The organism is Streptococcus sp. 27098_8_134 (genome assembly GCF_041431675.1).
Classification (GTDB): domain Bacteria; phylum Bacillota; class Bacilli; order Lactobacillales; family Streptococcaceae; genus Streptococcus; species Streptococcus sanguinis_R.
The window spans coordinates 39,661-59,844 of sequence record NZ_JAPVYD010000003.1; the positions used below are offsets into that span (position 1 = coordinate 39,661).

The 20,184-nt window shown below is 43.3% G+C and carries 21 protein-coding genes and 1 pseudogene; all 22 read left to right on the plus strand.

Going from position 1 to position 20,184, the window contains the following annotated elements:
- The first annotated feature begins 2 nt into the window (after positions 1 to 2).
- Positions 3 to 407 carry a PTS sugar transporter subunit IIA gene (locus tag O3620_RS07525; protein ID WP_002920484.1) on the plus strand — a complete coding sequence of 135 codons (405 nt, stop codon included), beginning with the start codon at positions 3 to 5 and terminating at the stop codon, positions 405 to 407.
- Between the two features lie 311 nt (positions 408 to 718).
- The gene (locus O3620_RS07530) at positions 719 to 1,897 is read left to right on the plus strand and encodes an SIS domain-containing protein (protein ID WP_002920483.1); all 1,179 of its coding nucleotides are present in this window, start codon (positions 719 to 721) and stop codon (positions 1,895 to 1,897) included.
- A gap of 14 nt (positions 1,898 to 1,911) precedes the next feature.
- Positions 1,912 to 2,949, plus strand: a complete 1,038-nt coding sequence (gene lacD, locus O3620_RS07535) for a tagatose-bisphosphate aldolase (protein WP_002920482.1) — start codon at positions 1,912 to 1,914, stop codon at positions 2,947 to 2,949.
- Between the two features lie 24 nt (positions 2,950 to 2,973).
- Positions 2,974 to 4,020 (plus strand): aldose epimerase family protein, encoded by a 1,047-nt coding sequence (locus O3620_RS07540; RefSeq protein WP_002911359.1) that lies wholly within the window; start codon positions 2,974 to 2,976, stop codon positions 4,018 to 4,020.
- 556 nt (positions 4,021 to 4,576) lie between these two features.
- Positions 4,577 to 5,575 carry a Holliday junction branch migration DNA helicase RuvB gene (gene ruvB / locus O3620_RS07545; RefSeq protein WP_002911366.1) on the plus strand — a complete coding sequence of 333 codons (999 nt, stop codon included), beginning with the start codon at positions 4,577 to 4,579 and terminating at the stop codon, positions 5,573 to 5,575.
- Positions 5,572 to 6,141, plus strand: a complete 570-nt coding sequence (locus O3620_RS07550) for a nucleotidyltransferase family protein (protein ID WP_002911367.1) — start codon at positions 5,572 to 5,574, stop codon at positions 6,139 to 6,141. Before ruvB ends, O3620_RS07550 begins: the two co-directional genes overlap by 4 nt.
- A 275-nt stretch (positions 6,142 to 6,416) precedes the next feature.
- Positions 6,417 to 6,839 (plus strand): low molecular weight protein-tyrosine-phosphatase, encoded by a 423-nt coding sequence (locus tag O3620_RS07555; protein ID WP_002920481.1) that lies wholly within the window; start codon positions 6,417 to 6,419, stop codon positions 6,837 to 6,839.
- A complete protein-coding gene (locus O3620_RS07560; RefSeq protein ID WP_002920480.1) occupies positions 6,832 to 7,257 on the plus strand; it encodes an MORN repeat-containing protein in 426 nt (141 codons plus the stop codon). Before O3620_RS07555 ends, O3620_RS07560 begins: the two co-directional genes overlap by 8 nt.
- Positions 7,247 to 9,052 (plus strand): acyltransferase family protein, encoded by a 1,806-nt coding sequence (locus O3620_RS07565; protein ID WP_371601673.1) that lies wholly within the window; start codon positions 7,247 to 7,249, stop codon positions 9,050 to 9,052. Before O3620_RS07560 ends, O3620_RS07565 begins: the two co-directional genes overlap by 11 nt.
- A 21-nt stretch (positions 9,053 to 9,073) precedes the next feature.
- Positions 9,074 to 9,346 (plus strand): TIGR04197 family type VII secretion effector, encoded by a 273-nt coding sequence (locus O3620_RS07570; RefSeq protein WP_371601596.1) that lies wholly within the window; start codon positions 9,074 to 9,076, stop codon positions 9,344 to 9,346.
- A 1-nt stretch (position 9,347) separates the two neighbouring features.
- Positions 9,348 to 9,707: a hypothetical protein gene (locus O3620_RS07575; RefSeq protein ID WP_002922755.1), complete on the plus strand. Its 360-nt coding sequence runs from the start codon at positions 9,348 to 9,350 to the stop codon at positions 9,705 to 9,707.
- A complete protein-coding gene (locus tag O3620_RS07580) occupies positions 9,698 to 11,302 on the plus strand; it encodes a virulence protein (RefSeq protein WP_371601597.1) in 1,605 nt (534 codons plus the stop codon). The genes O3620_RS07575 and O3620_RS07580 overlap by 10 nt, the downstream gene beginning before the upstream one ends.
- 10 nt (positions 11,303 to 11,312) lie before the next feature.
- Positions 11,313 to 11,921: a hypothetical protein gene (locus O3620_RS07585; protein ID WP_371601598.1), complete on the plus strand. Its 609-nt coding sequence runs from the start codon at positions 11,313 to 11,315 to the stop codon at positions 11,919 to 11,921.
- A complete protein-coding gene (locus O3620_RS07590) occupies positions 11,918 to 12,550 on the plus strand; it encodes a hypothetical protein (protein ID WP_371601599.1) in 633 nt (210 codons plus the stop codon). Before O3620_RS07585 ends, O3620_RS07590 begins: the two co-directional genes overlap by 4 nt.
- A gap of 118 nt (positions 12,551 to 12,668) precedes the next feature.
- Entirely contained in the window at positions 12,669 to 13,196 is a 528-nt protein-coding gene (locus O3620_RS07595) for a hypothetical protein (RefSeq protein ID WP_371601600.1), read from the plus strand.
- A gap of 159 nt (positions 13,197 to 13,355) precedes the next feature.
- Entirely contained in the window at positions 13,356 to 13,973 is a 618-nt protein-coding gene (locus tag O3620_RS07600) for a hypothetical protein (protein WP_371601601.1), read from the plus strand.
- Between the two features lie 349 nt (positions 13,974 to 14,322).
- Positions 14,323 to 16,977, plus strand: coding sequence for a bifunctional acetaldehyde-CoA/alcohol dehydrogenase (adhE, locus tag O3620_RS07605; protein ID WP_371601602.1), 2,655 nt, complete (start codon positions 14,323 to 14,325; stop codon positions 16,975 to 16,977).
- An 81-nt stretch (positions 16,978 to 17,058) separates the two neighbouring features.
- Positions 17,059 to 17,163: pseudogene (locus O3620_RS07610) on the plus strand (shikimate dehydrogenase); the annotation flags it as partial.
- A gap of 82 nt (positions 17,164 to 17,245) precedes the next feature.
- On the plus strand, positions 17,246 to 17,926 hold the full coding sequence (locus O3620_RS07615) for a DUF6796 family protein (protein ID WP_371601603.1): 681 nt from the start codon (positions 17,246 to 17,248) through the stop codon (positions 17,924 to 17,926).
- 116 nt (positions 17,927 to 18,042) lie between these two features.
- Positions 18,043 to 18,150 (plus strand): acetylxylan esterase, encoded by a 108-nt coding sequence (locus O3620_RS07620; protein ID WP_371601604.1) that lies wholly within the window; start codon positions 18,043 to 18,045, stop codon positions 18,148 to 18,150.
- A 322-nt stretch (positions 18,151 to 18,472) separates the two neighbouring features.
- The gene (locus O3620_RS07625; protein ID WP_002901987.1) at positions 18,473 to 19,174 is read left to right on the plus strand and encodes an N-acetylmannosamine-6-phosphate 2-epimerase; all 702 of its coding nucleotides are present in this window, start codon (positions 18,473 to 18,475) and stop codon (positions 19,172 to 19,174) included.
- A 14-nt stretch (positions 19,175 to 19,188) separates the two neighbouring features.
- On the plus strand, positions 19,189 to 20,106 hold the full coding sequence (locus O3620_RS07630) for a dihydrodipicolinate synthase family protein (RefSeq protein ID WP_002901989.1): 918 nt from the start codon (positions 19,189 to 19,191) through the stop codon (positions 20,104 to 20,106).
- The last annotated feature ends 78 nt before the right edge of the window (positions 20,107 to 20,184 follow it).

The following is a 20,184-nucleotide window of genomic DNA, read 5'->3' on the forward strand; positions in this document are numbered from 1 at the left end:
TTATGAGTAAGAAATTAGTTTTAGTCAGCCACGGCCGCTTTTGTGAAGAACTGAAAACAACTACGGAAATGATTATGGGGCCTCAGGAAGACATCCATGCAGTAGCCCTGCTTCCGGAGGAAGGTCCAGAAGATTTTGCAGCTAAATTCTTAGAAACGGTCAAAGACTTTGAGGATTACTTGGTTTTTGCGGATCTCTTGGGGGGCACTCCTTGTAATGTAGTCAGCCGCTTCATTATGGAGGGACAGGATATCGAGCTTTATGCGGGGGTCAATCTGCCCATGGTCATTGAGTTTATCAATGCATCTTTGACAGGAGCAGAAGTCAGCTATCCATTCAAGGCAGCAGAGAATATTGTTAAGGTCAATGATGTTCTAGCTGGCCTAATGGATGATGAAGATGAATAAAAGCTTGAACAATCACTTCTAGTTAGATCAAATCCTTGCGCTGTCAGCAGATGGGAGACTGCTGATAGGTAAGGCCAAGCCACAGTGGATGATTCAAGCATATTGGTCTAAGAGGAATTTGGGAGATGCCTCTTGACCTAAGGAAATGGATGGTTCAGCATTGCAAAATGCAGTCGCTGTCTGGTTTGAAAAAGCTTGTTAAAAGTATATTTCAAGTCTAGCCATCGTTGCGGGGGTGGGACAGCGAGCCGAAAATCTTAGATTTTCTGGATTTCTGTCTCGCTCCCTCTTTTTTCAAATAATGGAAAGGAATGAGAAAGAGAATGTTAGATTATTCACAGGAAGAATTGCAGCGTCTGGGGGCTGACATCACAACGAGAGAAATCTATCAGCAGCCTGAGGTCTGGCAGGAAGCCTTTGACAGTTACAAGGCTCAGGCCGCAGACATCGCTGCTTTTCTGAAAAAAATCGAGGACAAACATGACTATATCAAGGTCATTTTTGCTGGAGCTGGCTCATCAGCCTATGTCGGAGATACTTTGACGCCTTATTTCAGGCAGATGTATGATGAGCGTAAATGGAATTTCAACGCTATTGCGACGACAGATATCGTTGCCAATCCCTTGGTGCATCTGAAGAGCGAAGTGCCTACAGTGCTGGTTTCCTTTGCCCGCAGCGGAAATTCCCCAGAAAGTGTAGCGACTGTGGACTTGGCCAAGCAGCTGGTGGATGACTTGTACCAGATTACCATTACCTGTGCTGCCCAAGGCAAGCTGGCCCAGCAGGCCCAAGGTGATAAAAGGAATCTTTTGCTCCTGCAGCCAGAAGCTTCTAATGATGCTGGCTTTGCCATGACTTCTAGCTTCAGCTCCATGATGCTGACAGCCCTTCTGGTCTTTGATCGGGCTAATCTAGCTCAGAAAGAAGCCAAGGTTGCGGCTCTGATTCAGCTCAGTCAAGATGTTTTGGGACGTTTTGCAGATGTGCAGCAGCTGGTTGATTTGGATTTCAGGCGGGTCATTTATCTGGGAGCAGGGCCTTTCTTTGGTCTGGCGCATGAAGCCCAGCTTAAGATTTTAGAGCTGACAGCCGGCCAAATTGCGACCATGTACGAAAGCCCAGTCGGTTTCCGGCATGGACCTAAGTCGCTGATTAACCAAGACACAATCGTTCTGGTCTTTGGCTCGACAGATGCTTATACCAAGTCTTACGATTTAGACTTGGTGCGGGAAGTGGCTGGTGACGGGATTGTCCGCAGACTAGTCTTGCTGACTGACCGGGAGGAGCAGTTGGAAGGAGTCGAGCAAGTAGTGCTAAGTACCCAAGAGCCTCTGGGAGATAGCTATCGCATCTTCCCTTACATCGTTTACGCTCAGCTCTTTGCTCTCCTGTCCTCGCTCAAGGTCAAGAACCGTCCAGACACACCGTCTCCGACAGGAACAGTCAATCGTGTAGTACAGGGAGTTATCATTCACCCTCTTGGGAAATAAGAAAAGGAAAAGTTATGGAGAAATTACAAATCAGCCACAAAAAAGTGAGCCATTTGAAAAACCTATCAGACGAGCAGGGGATTATCGGGGCTTTGGCTATTGACCAGCGTGGTTCGCTCAAGAAAATGCTGGCCAGCGGAGAAGATGCGCTATCTGGTGACCAAGCTCTGGTTCAGTTTAAAGAATTAATCTCCAGTCAGCTGACGCCCTATGCCAGCTCCATTCTGTTGGATCCAGAGTTCGGTCTGCCGGCAGCCGAGCTGCGGGATGCGTCCTGCGGGCTGATAGTGGCCTACGAGAAGACTGGCTATGATGTGTCAGCCGAGGGCCGCCTACCGGACTTGCTTCCTAACTGGTCAGCTAGTCGCATCCGAGACATGGGCGCAGATGCCGTCAAGGTCTTGATTTACTATGATGTAGACGACAAACCGGAAATCAACGACATCAAGCAGGCCTGGGTTGAGCGCGTGGGCAGTGAATGCTTAGCTGAGGATATTCCCTATTTTCTGGAGATTCTGACCTATGATGCTAAGAGTGACAGTGTTTTGGACGCTAACTATGCCAAGCTTAAGCCGCATAAGGTCAACGAGGCAGTTAAGCTCTTTTCAGTTCCCCGTTATCATGTAGACGTCTTAAAGGTTGAAGTGCCGGTCAATATGAACTTTGTCGAGGGCTTCACCAAAGAAGGAGTTGAGCCAGTCTACAGCGTGACGGAAGCCCAAGTTTTCTTTAAAGAACAGTCAGATGCGACGCACTTGCCTTTCATCTTCCTCAGCGCTGGTGTCAGTGCCGAGCTTTTCCAAGAAACGTTGCGACTAGCCCATGAAGCGGGCTCACAGTTTAACGGAGTTCTGTGCGGACGGGCTACCTGGAAGGATGCGGTTTCTGTCTTTGCCCAAGAGGGAGCTGAAGCAGCTCAAGCGTGGCTGGACGAGACGGGCCGTCAGAATATCGAGGATCTTAATCAAGTCTTGCGCCAAACAGCGGTGTCTTGGGTGGACAAGCTTGACCTGCCTTTTGAAGACAGAACTTGGCAAGTTCGTGATTTTTAACAGGATAGATAAAAGAGGTTTGGTATGAAATCTTACCGAGAATCCATTTTTGGAAAGCTGGGCGGTCAGGAGATTCTGGCTTATACTTTTGAAAACGATCTAGGTTATCGTCTGATAGTCATGAACTACGGAGCAACCGTCATCAAGTATGTCACTCCTGATAAAAATAATCACTTTGACAATATCGTCGTTGGCTTTGATCAGTTTGAGGACTATATTGGGAACAGTCCCAAGCATGGAGCCAGTATTGGTCCGGTGGCCGGACGTATTGCCGGAGCAGCTTTTGAGCTGAATGGTCAGATCTTTCAGCTAGAGGCCAATAATGGCTTAAACTGCAACCATAGTGGCTCCAGCGGCTGGGACAGTAGCGTTTTTGAAGTAGAGGAAGTCAGTAATGACGGACTTACCTTTTATACCGAGCGGACTGACGGAACTGGCGGTTTTCCTGGCAATCTGAAAATCTGGGTTTCCTATACCCTGACAGAGAAGGGCGAGCTGGAAATCTCTTATCAGGTACAGACTGATCAGGATACCTTGGTCAATCCGACCAACCACAGCTATTTCAACCTGTCTGGTCTTTTCAATCAGCCCATTGATGACCATATCCTGCAGCTCAATACTGATGGTGTCTATCCTATCGCAGCTGACGGCCTTCCTGAAAAAAAGGCTGATGCAGAGCGCGACTTTGTTAAGAAGCTGACCAAGGGCGCTTCCCTTAAAGAAATTTTTGATGCGCCTGACGAGCAAATCCAGCTGGTATCTGGCTTGGATCATCCCTTTGATCTAAACCCAAGCCGAAACCAGGCAGGTACGCTCTATCATCCAGCATCGGGCCGCCGCCTGACTATTGAGACTCAGGCGCCCTGCCTAGTGATTTATTCAGCGAATTGCGTGAATGATTCTATTCGGTTTGACGGACAGCCTATGATTCAGCATAATGGCTTGGCTCTGGAAGCTCAGGCCCTGCCGGATGCCATTCACAGTAGCCAGCAGTCAGATGTCATTCTCAAGGCCGGTCAGATTTTTACCAGCAGGACAGTGTATTTTGCTGATGTACCAGCAACTTTATAAAGAAACAATCGCGAAAGAGCACAGAAAACGGCAGTACCTCCTTCTGCCGTTTTTCTTTGTCCAGTTTTCAGCGACTATGTTTTCAGTAGCTAATCTTAAGCAAGGAAAGAGCCTCCACAATCAAAAGCAAAATTTTTTTTGCTAACTGAATTTTACTTTAAGTTTTTCTTAAGCTAAGGGCAGTATACTATGAGTATCAAATGAAGCCCCCTAACTTTGTTTGATAATCCTAAACTTTTTCATAATAATCTCCCATAAAGGCCACCCAATCCGGTGGTCTTTTTTTGCTCAAATTTTAGAATAAGACAGGATGTTTATCGGATTGTAACTCAAATGTTAAATTTTAAAGGATACGTTATACAAAGTTAAGGTTTCTTTAAGTTAGGGCCATTATACTATGAGTATCAAATGAAGACCTCCTAACTTTATTTGATAGAAATCCTAAACTTTTTCATAATAATCTCCCATAAAGGCCACCCAATCCGGTGGTCTTTTTTTGTGTTCAGACGCGAATTAGATTTGCTTCCTCGGCTTTATTTTCTGCTATAATAGTTCTATGAGTAGAATTTTAGATAATGAATTAATGGGCGATGAGGAATTAGTGGAGCGCACCTTGCGTCCCCGGTATTTACAGGAGTATATCGGTCAGGACAAGGTCAAGAACCAGCTGAAGATTTTTATTGAAGCGGCTAAGCTAAGGGATGAGGCGCTGGACCACACCCTGCTTTTTGGCCCTCCGGGTCTGGGGAAGACGACCATGGCCTTTGTCATTGCCAATGAACTAGGCGTTAATCTCAAGCAAACTTCAGGTCCGGTGATTGAAAAGTCCGGTGATTTGGTTGCAATCTTAAATGACCTTGAGCCGGGGGATGTCCTCTTCATAGATGAGATTCACCGCTTGCCAATGGCAGTAGAGGAAGTGCTGTACAGCGCTATGGAAGACTTTTACATCGACATTATGATTGGCTCAGGCGAGACCAGTCGCAGCGTCCATCTGGATTTACCGCCTTTCACTCTGATTGGGGCGACCACTCGGGCAGGCATGCTGTCCAATCCTCTGCGGGCTCGCTTTGGAATTACTGGTCACATGGAGTATTATGAAGCTGGCGACCTGACTGAAATCGTTGAGCGGACGGCAGAAATTTTTGAGATGGATATTACCCACGAGGCTGCGAAGGAGCTGGCTCTGCGTAGCCGAGGCACACCGCGGATTGCCAACCGTTTGCTCAAGCGGGTGCGGGACTATGCGCAGATTATGGGCAATGGCCTGATTGATGATAAGATAACCGACCAAGCTCTCTCCATGCTGGATGTGGACCAGGAAGGTCTGGATTACGTGGACCAGAAGATTTTGAAGACTATGATTGAGGTCTACGGTGGCGGTCCAGTGGGGCTGGGTACCCTCTCGGTCAATATTGCTGAGGAGCGTGAAACAGTAGAGGATATGTATGAGCCTTACCTGATTCAGAAAGGCTTTGTCATGCGGACACGGACTGGGCGCGTGGCTACTCGCAAAGCTTATGAGCATCTAGGATATGAGTATATGAAGGAATGATGACAGAAAAGGAGATTTTAGACCGACTAGGTCAAGATCCAGACATCCGAGCGATTTTGGAAATTATTCGCAGTCTGGAGCTCAAGGATTCTTGGCTAGCGGCCGGATGTGTGAGGAATTTTATCTGGAATATGCTGTCAGAGCGACCAGGTTTTGACTCAGAGACGGATGTAGATGTCATATTCTTTGATCCGACTTATGCTGAGGCAGAGACGATAGGGCTGGAAGCCAAGCTCAAGGCAGACTGGCCACAGTATCGATGGGAGCTCAGAAATCAAGCCTATATGCACCGCCATAGTCCTGGAACGGCACCTTATAAAAATGCTTGCGAAGCCATGAGTAAGTATCCTGAGCGCTGCACGGCTATCGGACTGCGCTTGCTGGCAAATGATAAACTGGAACTTTTTGCTCCCTATGGTTTGGAGGATATCTTAAACTTTCAGGTCAGACCGACTCCTCATTTTCTTGAAAATAAGGAGCGCCAGCGTGTCTATGCTCAACGCTTGGCTAAGAAGAATTGGCAGAAACGCTGGCCTCAGCTGGAATGCCACTATCCCAATAAATAAGTAAAAATTAAGAGTAAAATGTTTAAGTTATTTTAAGGAAGTTTTAAGGAATGGATATTATACTATAACCAAGTTAAGAAATTAACTTAACTCCTAAAACTTTTTTCTTTTTAAAAAATAATCTCCCTACAAAAAGCCACCAAACGGTGGTTTTTTGCTATTTTCAGACATGAGAGGGGCAGGGCTTGCCAGTTTTCAACGAGAATCAGGAAACTGTAAACGATTCAGAACTAGTTTTTGCCATTATTTTGTTATAATAGATAGCGAGGTATTCTATGAAGAAAATTGTATTTGTATGTTTGGGCAATATCTGCCGCAGTCCGATGGCAGAGTTTGTCATGAAGAGTTTAACAGACCATCTGAAAATCGAGAGCCGGGCAACCTCAAGCTGGGAGCACGGCAATCCCATTCATCGGGGAACACAGGCTATTTTTAAGAAATATGCCATTTCTTATGATAGAAACAAGACTTCTCAGCAGATTTCGGCAGCGGATTTTGCGGATTTTGACTACGTCATTGGTATGGATGAAAGCAATGTCCGAGATTTGAAGCGGATGGCGCCTGAAGATTTTCAGCATAAAATTTATCAGTTTGAAGAAGAAAGTGTGCCGGATCCTTGGTACACAGGAGATTTTGACCAAACCTATGATTTGGTCTTGGCTGGCTGCAAGAAGTGGCTAGAGCGTTTGGATGGATAGGAATATGGATAAGGTAAAAGAATTTTACGATAAATACAAGGTCTATCTGACCCGGCAGAATTTAGAACTCTTGGCTGTAACGGTCATTGTACTGTCAGCAATTCTGGTCTTTACTTCGGGGATTCCTGGTAAGGGCATTTTAACGCTGGATCAGGGCAAGATCAAGTATGACGGGACCTTGGTTCGCGGGAAGATGAACGGTCAGGGGACTATGACTTTTCAAAATGGGGACAGTTATAGCGGTCAATTTCGCAATGGCATCTTTGACGGCAAAGGGACCTTTACCTCGCAGGCTGGCTGGAAATATGAAGGGGACTTCAGCAAGGGCCAGGCCGATGGACAAGGAAAGCTAACGACAGAAGGCAATGTCGTTTATGAAGGAACGTTTAAACAAGGAATTTATCAAAATGCGCATTAAATGGTTTTCGCTCGTCAGAATCACGGGGCTGCTTCTAGTTCTGCTTTATCATTACTTCCAGGGCGTTTTCCCTGGCGGTTTTATTGGCGTGGATATCTTCTTTACCTTTTCTGGCTTCTTGATTACCGCTCTGCTTATTGACGAGTTTGCCAAGAAGAAAGAAATCGATATCCAAGGCTTTTTCAAACGGCGTTTTTATCGGATTGTGCCGCCTCTGGTCTTTATGATTTTGGTCGTTATGCCCTTTACTTTCTTAATCCGTAAGGATTTTGTGGCTGGGATTGGGACGCAGATTGCGGCTGCTTTGGGCTTTGTGACCAACTTTTATGAAATGCTCTCAGGTGGCAGTTATGAGAGTCAGTTTGTGCCGCACATCTTGATTCACACTTGGAGTCTGGCTTTAGAAGTGCACTATTATGTTCTGTGGGGATTGGCAGCTTGGGGCTTGGGCAAGGTTGCCAAGTCAACAGCCCGCTATCGCGGTATGATTGCGCTGGTTTCTGCAGGTCTCTTTTTAGTCAGCTTTGTATCAATGTTTGCTGGCGCTTTGACCACTAAGAATTTCTCTGATATTTATTTCTCAAGTTTGACCCACGTCTTTCCTTTCTTTGCAGGAAGCATCCTAGCAACCTTATCTGGCGTCGGCCATGTCAGCAGTCGCTTTAAGATGCTGGAGGAGAAGCTGACTCTTAAGCAAGTGTTAGGAATTATGGGGGGCAGCGCAGCTGTTTTGCTTTTGCTCAGCTTCCTACTCAAGTTTGACAATCTTTGGACCTACCTGGTAGGATTCTTGACTTCGACTATTTTGGCCTGTCTGATGATTTTGGCTGCCAGGATGCTGCATGATAAGCTCCCTGATGTGAAGGAACCTAGCCTTATCAACTTTATCGCGGATACTAGCTATGGTGTTTATCTCTTCCACTGGCCATTCTATATTATTTTTACCCAGCTGATGGGGAATGGCTTGGCTGTTCTCTTGACCACGTTGCTGTCTCTTACTTTTGCAGCCTTGTCTTTCTATATCTTGGAGCCAACTCTGGCTGGTCGTCAGCCGGTTATCATGGGCACCAAGATGGACCTATCGTCTCTTACCAGACCAATCTTTTACAGCATGATTCCGCTGACTTTGATTATGTTCTTTATCTCGGTGACAGCACCAAATGTCGGAGCTTTTGAGGAGAGTTTGATTGTCAATGCTCTGAATCAAGCCGACACTAAGATGCAGACAACTCGCAGTCAGGTTGATCAGTCCAAGGCGACAGAGTACAATGTGGCGGACGGGATTACCATGATTGGTGACTCGGTTGCCCTACGCTCAAGCGAACAATTGCAGCAGATCTTGCCAGGAATCGAGCTAGACACGGTTGTTAGTCGCAGTTTGAGCACAGGCTTGGAGGTCTACAAGACAGATATTGCTAATAGGGTGCTGAAGAAGCAGGTTGTCCTAGCTCTCGGGACCAATTCGTCTGGTTACTCGAATGAACTTTTGGATGAATATGTTTCCAGCCTACCTAAGGGTCATCAACTGATTCTCGTGACTCCTTATGACGGTCGCTCAGAGGGCGGTGTTTTAGCCCAGCAGCGGGAGTATGAACTGGAATTAGCCAAAAAGTACGACTATGTCTTTGTGGCTGACTGGCATCAAACTGCTATCGAAAATCCGCAGATTTGGGAAGGGACAGACTATGTCCACTTTGGCTCGAACTCAGAGTCTATCATTGAGGGGGGGACTCTCTATGCCAATACCATTAAGCAAGCTATAGATGAAGCAAATTCTGGCAATGTGAAACCATAAATTCCAAAAGGAGAAGCAACAATGGGACAAATTAAATCAAGCGCCATTTCAGCTGGCTCTGCTATCAGCGAGCTCGTTGGAGTTGATACTAGTAATGCACAAAATCAACAAGTCGAATTTTCCTATACAACAGGGATTGCTGGGATGGAAGCTGGCCGTCAGGCCTGCAATCAAATGCTGCAGGCTGTCGGTGACTTCAGCTCTGCTGTTCTGACTCAGGCCAATAAATTTCCAGAAATTGCTGCAAAAATTGAGAAACGAGATATTGAGGAAGCCAAGCGCTGGGAGAGTTGAGATGAAGGCGGATAAAAGCGAAAAAGAACGTCAGGCACTTTATGAAAAAATTCTCAAAGTTGACCAAAAAGAAGACGAATTTATGACTATGAAACGTCAATACGAGATTTCCCTGGCGAATTTTGCGACGGATTTCCAATACTTGACGACCCGAATGGAACATCTACTTTATGAGCACCCTCAAAGTTCTGCTGCCCTCAGTCGTGATTTATCAGAAACTCAGTATCTTAACCGACAGGTTAAGAACTATGTGGATGTTCAGATGGATGAACTTGGAAAGCTCAGTCGTCAAACAAGAAAGACTATGGAAGAAGAGCGAGAAAAACTGACCAAAGAAAGGAATAGTTTGCCATGGGAGTAAAATATAGTGCAGCAGATTCAGCCCAGCTTATCCAAGCGATGACCAGCAACCTTCAAGTAGCCAATCAGGTGACCGATCGTCTATCTAGTGGTTGCGACCATCTGATTGCCTCTTTGGATTCGGGTGAGTTGCAGGGAGCGGCTTACACAGCGGGGAAAGGCTTATTTACTGATATTATCATCCCGGCTATCAAGAAGCTGCAAGAGGCTATTGATGATATTCAGGGAGAGCTTGCTTCCTATAAAAGTGCTGATTCCGAGGTGGCTGGATATGGCGAATTGGACTTGGATCTACTGAAGGAACAGCTGAAAATAAAAAATGAGCAACTGGCAAAAGTAGAAAAGCAGATTGCAGATAATCAAGATTTTTTCCGTAATGCAGGAGCTCTGCTGACAGGTAAGTTGGGAGACCTTTTATCTCAGACATCTGCTTTAATGGAAGTTGAAACTCAACTAAATATCGGTATTCGAGAAATTCAAGAAAAAATAGACAAACTGGAATGGTTTGTGGATCAGGTGTCCCAGTATTTCACAGATAGTCTGCAGGTTTTGGGTTTAGCTATCCAAGGAGCGACGCAGCTTAGTCAGGTATTGGTAGACAGTGAGGGTAATTACTCTACTGATGGCATAGATATGAGTTGGTCTACTAAGATGAAGGCTCAAGAGATTCAGACTATTTCGAAGAAAAAATATCTAGAGCCTAAAGAACGATTGATTCAAGAAGCTTCTCGGAATATGATGCTATCGGATGAAGGGGATGCCTATTATCGTAGTCAACTCAAGGAAAAGTTAAAGGGGAAACCGCGTTCAGAATGGGATAAGATTGTTGATGATTATAACCATACTCTAAAGATTGACAATGAAGGCAATATAATTGATATTTTTGATTTTAGAGCTTATAAGGATCGTCATTATCAAAAAGATGATAACTTTTCTGTACTAAAAAATGGAAAGTATGATAGTGCTTATACGAGAATGGTCAATGAAAAATACCAAGAACTTATTCAAGAAAATTTTGAAGCTAATTCTGTTGACTTGGCTAAGGGAGTAGTAGAAATTTTAGCTGGTCTTGGTATTTATGCTGGTACTTCTCTAGGAGCAGCTTTTGCTTTGGAGTGGGCTCCACTAACTGGAGGTGGCTCGGCGCTAGTAGCAGCAGCAGCTGTAGAAGCAGGGTATATTACTGCAGAAGGCCTAGTTGTAGATGGGACTTTGTCAGTTGCTAGAACTCTTTATGAAATTGATACAGCGAATTTAGGAGTTACCCTCAGTGCAGCTAGTAACTATAACAGCTGGCAGGCCAATAAACCGACGAGTAAGACTTTTGGGAAAAAGGTTTCTGGACGAGTTAATGGTAAAAAAGTGGATAACATTCGTGTAGATGCTGAGCCGCATAGTCGCAAAATTCAAGTTCAGTCAGGGAGTGGAAAATCAAGTTATCGTCTTGACATAGATATCGAGGTTTCAAGAATTTCAAGTAGACAGGATATTGTAGACTGGGTTAACAGTCAATCTCAATTAAATGGTCTTAGTAAAGGAGCAAAAGAAGAAGTTATCAAAAATATGTGGAAAGCTTTTAAATGGTTAACGCAATAAGGAGTGAAAAATGAAAATATACATCAAAGGCGATTATACAAAAAAGATACCTTATGGTTATCTAGAGCTTGCTGGTAAAATGTGGTTTCCAGAAGAAAAGCAAGTATCGTACTCAAATGCTGGAGACAATGAGCAACTACAAGAAGATTTTTTCTCAAATTTATCATTGAGGAAAAGTACTGCGGATAAGAGATGGTCTAGTGTCCCCTTAAAGGAAGGGGTACGAAGTCTCTTTTCACATATTGAGGAATGTATTGAAATCAATTTTGAAGATGCATTTGCTACAGATTTTAACGAAAAGGGAGACTGTCTCCGAATTTTAACCAGCCATCTGGAAGTTTTGACAGTTGATAAACGAGCCATGTATATTATGGCGCTTGAGATTGCAAAGGTGATTGATGGTCAAATTAGTGAGGATGGGAAGGTTAGCTGGTTGACAATTGAGGAGTTTAAAAGAAAACATGAGGCTATTCTATCTCTAACTTTTGAAGAAGCAAATGAACTAAGTTTGACAGAAATTCAAACGATGGATGTTGTAGACGATCCTCTTTGGGAGGAAGAAGCTACTCGTCGAAAAGAATACATACTAGCACATGGAGGCGATATCTCAGATTTATGAGACTATATATCAAAGGCGATTATACTAAAGAAATTCCGTTTGATTACTTAGAACTAGCGAAAAGGATGTGGTTTGAATCTTATAGAGACAAAGCTCTCTCTCTTTCCTATTCTGGATATCCTGAAATAGTGGAAGATAACGATTTGGCCACTCATCTCAAACTAAATAAGCAAGAATGTGATGAGCGCTGGTCTGAAGTACCTATTCAAGAAGGGATAAAATATCGTTTTTATTCACAAATTGATGAATATTTGAATTTAGATTATGAAGATGCTTATGTAACAGATTTTCGCGAAAATGGAGACAGTTTACGTTTGGCCTCTACCCATCTTGAACTGCTCACTCTTGATAAAAGAGCGTTCTATATCATGGCCATTGAGATTGCCACAATCTTTAATGGACAAATTAGTGAAGATGATAAGAAAACATGGCTAACAATTAAGGAATTCGAGGAAAAACACCAAGATATCTTATCTCTGACCTTTGATGAAGCAAATGAGATGAGTTTGGAAGAAATTCAAACTATTGACGCTATTGACGATCCTATCTGGGAAGAATTGGATCGGAAACGTGAAGAATACATCAAAATCCATGGTGAACGTGTTTATGACGATGAGGAAGATGAGTGAGACTATACCTTAAAGGCGATTATACCAAAGAAATTCCGTTTGATTACTTGGAACTAGCGAAAAGGATGTGGTTTGAGGAAAAAGATGGAATTGATGCATACAAGAAGGAGAATAAAGAATGATAACTTCAATAGTTTTTATTACTTCTCTAGTATTGCTTTTCCGTCATTTTAAAAGCAGGAAATCACGGATTATTATTGCGTTATTATATAGTTTGTTTCTTATATGGTATGTTCAAGCAGTTTTGAATTACGGTAAATTCACTTTGCAGCCTGGTCAAAGCATAGAGCTTGGAGTGCATCCTAATGCAGACCAACTGGAATATAGTTCTGAGTTGATTTTAAAAAAGAACGATGATAAAAAAATCAAATTAACAGGTATTGAAGTTTGGAGCGAAAAAAATTCTAGAATTTACTATTATGTTAAGGAACAGTATATCTCTCAATCATTTTATGAAAATGGTGAAACGAATGCTAAAAAACTATCTAATAATCAAAAAAATATTCACCTGGAGAAAGATGGAATTGTAGTTAATTATACTAATAAAAAAATCTTTGATGTTACTAAAAGTAAACCGTATAATATCACTATCACTAATATTGACGATAAACCCGCTCAATTTGAAGCCCGAGTGGTGGATAGATGAAGTAGAGTAGGAAATCGAAAAGTGAACCTACGTGTAGATTGAGAGCCAAGCAGTCGTACTAATAGCCGACTAAAAAATCTTGATACAAGTACAAAGGAAGAGATAATCAATAGGATTTTTAAGGGTTGTCGAAATTATTACGGAAACTAGGTGAACAATATGCGACTATACATCAAAGGCAATTATGCTAAAAAAATAACCTTCACGACAAGAGAGCTTGTTTGGAAAATGTGGTTTAAAGAATGGAATGGCCATTTGATTACTACTTCTAATGTGGGTGATGATGAGATGCTACAAGACGATTTCTTTTTTGGAGTTCAATTTGATAAATGGCGGTTTAATGATAAACGATGGAATCATATACCATACGACAAGAGCAATCCTTGGAATTCGTATTCTGATGAAAATATTCAGTTGGAATTTGAAAATGATTTTATTACGGATGGGAGAAAGCGTGGAGAAAATCTTAGGATTGCTACGACACATACGGACATTTTAATGGTTGATAAACGTGCTATGTATATCATGGCAGTCGAGGTGGCTTCTGCTATTGATGGGCAGATTAGTGAGGATGACAAAGAGACCTGGATTGATGTAGAGACTTTTAAGGAGTTGCACAAGGACGTCTTATCACTAACCTACGATCAAGCAACTGATATCAGTGTGGAGGAACTGAAAAGTATGAAACCTGTAGAGGATCCCTTGTGGGATGAAGAAGAACTACTTCATGAAGAGTACATCAAAATCCATGGTGAACGTGTTTATGATGACGATTGAGATTATCATTAAAAATAGAAATTAAGGTTCATCTTTTAGATGCTTAAAGGATAGCTCGGTTCATCCGAGCTTTTTATATCTAAGCTAAGAAAGCGCTTTCATATATTATGTGAAAGTAAAAGTATGTGAAATCTCTAAAAAATAAAAAATTTTTTCACAATAACTAAAAGAATAGGCTGTAAAATAAGCGAATTTGTTATGTATTTCACAAATTAATAGAGAAAAGTTTGTGAATGTTAAGTGAAAGTGTTTACAAAAATCATTAAATGGGTTATAATTGAATTGTGAAATATTTAACAAAGGTTAGTGTTCTTCGTCTAACCTAAGGCAAAACCATTGGAGGAATAGAATGGCTGAAAAGAAGAAAACGGTAGAACAAGAAGACAAGGCTTTGGCAGCGCAAAAGCATGTCGACGAATTGGTGCAAAAAGGTCTGGTTGCACTCGAGGAAATGAGAAGGCTGAATCAGGAACAGGTGGACTACATCGTAGCCAAGGCCTCTGTAGCAGCTTTGGATGCCCACGGTGAGTTGGCTCTGCACGCTTATGAAGAAACGGGCCGTGGAGTTTTTGAAGATAAGGCAACGAAAAACCTTTTCGCCTGTGAACACGTTGTGAATAATATGCGCCATACGAAGACAGTTGGTGTTATTGAAGAAGATGATGTGACTGGACTGACCTTGATTGCAGAGCCAGTGGGTGTTGTCTGCGGAATTACTCCAACAACCAACCCGACTTCAACAGCGATTTTCAAATCTTTGATTTCCTTGAAGACTCGTAATCCGATCATCTTTGCTTTCCACCCATCAGCTCAAGAATCTTCTGCTCATGCAGCACAAATCGTGCGTGATGCAGCGATTGCAGCAGGTGCGCCTGAAAACTGTGTACAGTGGATTACAGCGCCATCTATGGAAGCAACTTCTGCACTCATGAACCACGAAGGAATCGCAACAATCCTTGCGACAGGTGGTAACGCAATGGTGAAGGCAGCTTATTCATGTGGTAAGCCAGCTCTTGGGGTTGGTGCCGGAAACGTACCAGCTTATGTGGAAAAATCCGCTAATATCCGTCAAGCAGCGCATGATATCGTTATGTCTAAGTCCTTTGACAATGGTATGGTCTGTGCTTCTGAGCAAGCGGTTATCATTGACAAGGAAGTTTATGATGAATTTGTAGCAGAGTTCAAATCTTATCATACCTACTTTGTAAATAAGAAAGAAAAAGCTCTGTTGGAAGAATTCTGCTTCGGTGCTAAAGCAAACAGCAAAAACTGTGCCGGTGCTAAGCTCAATCCGGATATCGTTGGTAAGCCAGCTACTTGGATTGCAGAGCAGGCAGGCTTCAGCGTGCCAGAAGATACGAATATCTTGGCTGCAGAGTGTAAAGAAGTTGGTGAAAAGGAGCCATTGACACGTGAAAAACTGTCACCTGTCATCGCTGTTCTCAAGTCTGAATCTCGTGAAGACGGTGTTGAAAAGGCCCGTCAAATGGTAGAATTCCATGGTCTTGGTCACTCAGCTGCTATCCATACAGCGGATGAAGAATTGACCAAGGAATTTGGTAAGGCTGTTCGTGCCATCCGTGTTATTTGCAACTCACCTTCTACTTTCGGCGGTATCGGGGATGTTTATAATGCCTTCCTGCCATCACTGACTCTGGGCTGTGGATCTTATGGTCGCAACTCAGTTGGTGATAACGTTAGTGCTGTGAATCTCTTGAACATCAAAAAAGTAGGAAGACGTAGAAATAATATGCAATGGATGAAACTCCCTTCAAAAACTTACTTCGAGCGTGACTCTATCCAATACCTGCAAAAATGTCGCGATGTGGAACGTGTCATGATTGTAACAGACCATGCTATGGTAGAGCTTGGTTTCCTAGATCGTATCATCGAACAACTCGATCTTCGTCGTAATAAGGTTGTTTACCAAATCTTTGCAGACGTAGAACCAGATCCAGATATCACAACCGTTGAACGTGGTACAGAGATTATGCGTACCTTCAAACCTGATACAATCATCGCGCTTGGTGGCGGTTCACCAATGGACGCAGCTAAAGTCATGTGGCTCTTCTATGAGCAACCAGAAGTGGATTTCCGTGACCTTGTTCAAAAATTCATGGATATCCGTAAACGTGCCTTCAAATTCCCATTGCTTGGTAAGAAGACTAAGTTTATCGCAATCCCTACAACATCTGGTACAGGTTCAGAAGTAACACCGTTTGCCGTTATCTCTGATAAGGCTAACAACCGCAAGTACCCAATCGCTGACTACTCTCTGACTCCAACTGTAGCCATCGTAGACCCAGCTCTGGTACTGACTGTTCCAGGATTTGTCGCAGCAGACACTGGTATGGACGTGCTGACTCACGCAACAGAAGCTTATGTATCTCAGATGGCAAGCGACTTTACGGATGGTTTGGCTCTCCAAGCGATCAAACTAGTCTTTGAAAACCTGGAAAGCTCTGTTAAGAACGCAGACTTCCACTCTCGCGAAAAGATGCACAACGCCTCTACTATCGCTGGTATGGCCTTTGCCAATGCCTTCCTGGGAATTTCCCACTCTATGGCCCATAAGATTGGTGCTCAGTTCCACACAATCCACGGTCGTACCAATGCGATCTTGCTGCCATACGTAATCCGCTACAACGGTACACGTCCAGCTAAGACAGCGACATGGCCTAAGTACAACTACTACCGTGCGGATGAGAAATACCAAGACATCGCTCGCATACTCGGCTTGCCAGCATCTACTCCAGAAGAAGGTGTTGAATCATTTGCGAAAGCTGTTTATGAACTGGGAGAACGTGTCGGTATCGAAATGAACTTCAAGGCTCAAGGTATTGACGAAAAAGAATGGAAAGAACATTCACGCGAATTGGCCTTCCTTGCCTATGAAGACCAATGTTCTCCAGCCAACCCACGTCTTCCAATGGTTGACCACATGCAGGAAATCATCGAAGACGCTTACTATGGCTACAAGGAACGCCCAGGACGCCGCAAATAAGCGAGTAGCTTCCTCAATAAAAAATAAGACAGTCTGTCGGTCATCCCCTACCCTTTGGTGGGGGATTTTTCTATGTGTCTTAGCGAGGCAAGACCATTGGTCGAAGCCAAGCTTAGAGACATTGATGCTGAGGAGCGGAGCGACGTGAGCGCTAGGTTTCTTAACGGAAGGAGCTTGCTGGGGTAAAAAGACGTAAACCTTCTAACTACTTGTGGTTGAGTGAACTTTTGTGCTAAGATAAGGGGACAATGGAAAAAAGGAGAGCAATGTGATTTTTTTATCTTTGTGGGCTGGGCTGCTGAGTGGTCTTTGCTGGTTATTGGGGGATATTCTGCTGGTTGGCTTTGAGGTAGACAAGGAAAACTATGCCTCTTTTACGGATCAGAGTCGGATTGGCAATAAGAAGCTGGCTATGCTGATGCTGTCTGGCTCTGTCGGTCGGCTGCGTCTGGGCGCTCTGGTGGCTAACTTCTCAATCCCTCTTATATTAGTCTCGCTTTATGCTCTCTTTGGTTTGACAAATAAGGGCTTGTGGGCCTATCTGTCAATAGCCTTGTTAGGAATTGGATTTGCTCTGTCGCCGGTGGCACATGTGGCCTTTTACTACGTTGGGATCATCAGCAAAAAGGCTTATAAACGAAGCAACGGACAGGTCTGCTCAGACGAAGACAGCGAGCTTATCAATGAAGCAGTCCTCTTTCTAGATATAACCTGGCGAACAGCTATCGCCCTGACCGGTCTAGGCTGGCTCGTTTACTCACTGCTAATAGTTACCGGTCAGACAATATTGCCTGCTTATCTGGGGCTGCTGACTCCTTTACCTCTCAGTCTGTTGACTATCTTACTGGTAGAAAAGCTGAGAATCGGACGCCCCTACCTTAACGGAGCTGGCCTAAACATAGGATTTAGTTTGTTCTATTTACTGCTTCTGCTTCATTTAGGTTCTTAGGAGGTGAATCGGTAAAATTTCAGAAAAAACAGAAAATCTATATATTAACCTATTGAAATTTTCCTCTTTCTATGGTACGATGAAAGAGGTTTCAAGAATCGTTGGGAGAATAAGACATGAAAAACCCTACTGTACTTAAAGAAATGTTAGACTATCGCGGAAGAGATGAAATGCCCGACGATTTTGATACCTTTTGGGATAAACAAGTGGCAGAGGTTTGCTAATTCGCATTCTGCTGATTTAAACTTCAAATTTGGGTTTTAAATAAGCTAGTTGAGCTTAGTGTTTGTTAGCTTTGATTCCTTTAAGACTGGAAGTCTACAAAACTGCTTCCCCCTGGGACTAGGCATTCGCCTAGTTCTTTTTAGTTGTAGAAAAATATTGGAACAGCCACGAAAAAATAAATATTTTAGCTATATTCGTCTGTATAAGTTTCAAACTGAGTTAAAAAGTAATACCCAAAAGGAAAGTACTTTCTAAAAGTAAAATTATATTGAAACTAATTGCAATAAATGTTAAGATAATAAATGTAAAGGCTTACAATAAATGAGTAAGGAGGATAGGAATCAAATGGAAGAGTTGAGACATAAGTTAATTGTGTCGTGTCAGGCTCTACCAAACGAACCATTACATAGCGACTTTATCATGGCTCGTATGGCAGTGGCGGCCAAAGAAGGAGGTGCTAGCGGAATTCGGGCTAACTCGGTTATAGACATCAAGGCTATTAAAGAAGCGGTGGATTTGCCAGTAATTGGGATTATCAAGAGAGATTATCCAGATGCCCAAGCTTTTATTACACCAACTATAGCGGAAGTGGATGAGCTGATGGAAGCCCATCCGGAGATTATCGCTTTAGATGCGACAAATTCCAGCAGACCTCAAGGAGAGAGTTTAAAAGCATTTTTCCAGAAAGTGAAAGAAAAATATCCTCAGCAGCTTTTGATGGCTGATTGTTCAACTCTTGACGAGATGCTGGAAGCTGATCGAATGGGATTTGATTTTATCGGAACAACCTTGGTGGGCTATACTAGTCAGAGCGAAGGAGATAAGATTGAAGCCAATGACTTTGAAATCATCCGAAAAGCTTTAGCTGAGATTCAGCACCCTCTGATTGCTGAGGGGAATATTGATAGTCCTGAAAAGGTGAAAAGAGTTCTAGAGCTGGGAGCCTTTAGTGTGGTAGTAGGATCTGCCATTACACGGCCGCAGCTGATTACAAGGAAGTTTGCAGACGCAACAAAAGAATAGAAAAGAGGAAGAATATGTCAAAATTAGAAAAATATGAAGGTGTCATTCCGGCTTTTTATGCTTGTTATGATGAAGCAGGAGAAGTAAGCTCAGAACGTGTTCGTGCTTTGACTCAGTACTTTATTGATAAGGGAGTTAAGGGTGTCTATGTTAATGGTTCTTCTGGTGAGTGTATTTACCTCAGTGTAGCAGACCGGAAATTAATTTTGGAAAATGTCATGGAAGTGGCTAAGGGCAAACTGACAGTTATCGCTCATGTGGCTTGCAACAACACTAAGGACAGTGTGGAACTGGCTAAGCATGCTGAAAGTTTGGGTGTTGATGCTATCGCTGCTATTCCTCCTATTTACTTCCGTTTGCCGGACTATTCTATCGCTAAGTACTGGAACGATATGAGTGCAGCGGCTCCGAATACTGACTTTGTCATCTACAATATTCCGCAGCTGTCTGGAACGACTCTGACACCAGCACTCTATGCAGAAATGCGTAAAAATCCACGAGTTATTGGGGTTAAAAACTCTTCTATGCCGACTCAAGATATTCAAATCTTTGTCGCAGAAGGTGGGGAAGATCATATTGTCTTTAATGGTCCAGATGAACAGTTTATCAGCGGTCGAGTTATTGGTGCTAAGGCCGGAATTGGTGGAACCTATGCTGTGATGCCGGATCTCTTCCTGAAGCTCAACCAACTCATCATTGACAAAGATCTGGATCGTGCTAAAGAACTGCAACATGCGATTAATAGTGTGATTTACAAGATGGTCAGCGGTCGCGCAAATCTCTATGCTGTTATGAAAGAAATTCTTCGTCTCAATGAGGACTTGGATATTGGTTCTGTTCGAGCACCGTTAGAGCCTCTATCTGAGGGAGACTATGCGATTGCCAAAGAAGCGGCTGCTATGATTAAGCAGGTAAGAGAAGACTTCTTGTAATATAAAGAGTGTGACACCAGAGTCTAGGGCAGTCTAAGCCTGCCCACCCCACGCTCTGGAGATGAATAATAATGGAGA

What these genes read in the sequence shown, in the direction of transcription:
- adhE (WP_371601602.1), top strand. Translation starts at nt 14,323, where the DNA reads ATGGCTGAAAAGAAGAAAACGGTAGAACAAGAAGACAAGGCTTTGGCA.
- O3620_RS07580 (WP_371601597.1), top strand. Translation starts at nt 9,698, where the DNA reads ATGGGAGTAAAATATAGTGCAGCAGATTCAGCCCAGCTTATCCAAGCG.
- O3620_RS07530 (WP_002920483.1), top strand. Translation starts at nt 719, where the DNA reads ATGAGAAAGAGAATGTTAGATTATTCACAGGAAGAATTGCAGCGTCTG.
- O3620_RS07540 (WP_002911359.1), top strand. Translation starts at nt 2,974, where the DNA reads ATGAAATCTTACCGAGAATCCATTTTTGGAAAGCTGGGCGGTCAGGAG.
- O3620_RS07630 (WP_002901989.1), top strand. Translation starts at nt 19,189, where the DNA reads ATGTCAAAATTAGAAAAATATGAAGGTGTCATTCCGGCTTTTTATGCT.
- O3620_RS07595 (WP_371601600.1), top strand. Translation starts at nt 12,669, where the DNA reads ATGATAACTTCAATAGTTTTTATTACTTCTCTAGTATTGCTTTTCCGT.
- O3620_RS07525 (WP_002920484.1), top strand. Translation starts at nt 3, where the DNA reads ATGAGTAAGAAATTAGTTTTAGTCAGCCACGGCCGCTTTTGTGAAGAA.
- O3620_RS07590 (WP_371601599.1), top strand. Translation starts at nt 11,918, where the DNA reads ATGAGACTATATATCAAAGGCGATTATACTAAAGAAATTCCGTTTGAT.
- O3620_RS07560 (WP_002920480.1), top strand. Translation starts at nt 6,832, where the DNA reads ATGGATAGGAATATGGATAAGGTAAAAGAATTTTACGATAAATACAAG.
- lacD (WP_002920482.1), top strand. Translation starts at nt 1,912, where the DNA reads ATGGAGAAATTACAAATCAGCCACAAAAAAGTGAGCCATTTGAAAAAC.
- O3620_RS07555 (WP_002920481.1), top strand. Translation starts at nt 6,417, where the DNA reads ATGAAGAAAATTGTATTTGTATGTTTGGGCAATATCTGCCGCAGTCCG.
- O3620_RS07565 (WP_371601673.1), top strand. Translation starts at nt 7,247, where the DNA reads ATGCGCATTAAATGGTTTTCGCTCGTCAGAATCACGGGGCTGCTTCTA.
- O3620_RS07625 (WP_002901987.1), top strand. Translation starts at nt 18,473, where the DNA reads ATGAGTAAGGAGGATAGGAATCAAATGGAAGAGTTGAGACATAAGTTA.
- O3620_RS07550 (WP_002911367.1), top strand. Translation starts at nt 5,572, where the DNA reads ATGATGACAGAAAAGGAGATTTTAGACCGACTAGGTCAAGATCCAGAC.
- O3620_RS07575 (WP_002922755.1), top strand. Translation starts at nt 9,348, where the DNA reads ATGAAGGCGGATAAAAGCGAAAAAGAACGTCAGGCACTTTATGAAAAA.
- O3620_RS07585 (WP_371601598.1), top strand. Translation starts at nt 11,313, where the DNA reads ATGAAAATATACATCAAAGGCGATTATACAAAAAAGATACCTTATGGT.
- ruvB (WP_002911366.1), top strand. Translation starts at nt 4,577, where the DNA reads ATGAGTAGAATTTTAGATAATGAATTAATGGGCGATGAGGAATTAGTG.
- O3620_RS07620 (WP_371601604.1), top strand. Translation starts at nt 18,043, where the DNA reads ATGAAAAACCCTACTGTACTTAAAGAAATGTTAGACTATCGCGGAAGA.
- O3620_RS07570 (WP_371601596.1), top strand. Translation starts at nt 9,074, where the DNA reads ATGGGACAAATTAAATCAAGCGCCATTTCAGCTGGCTCTGCTATCAGC.
- O3620_RS07600 (WP_371601601.1), top strand. Translation starts at nt 13,356, where the DNA reads ATGCGACTATACATCAAAGGCAATTATGCTAAAAAAATAACCTTCACG.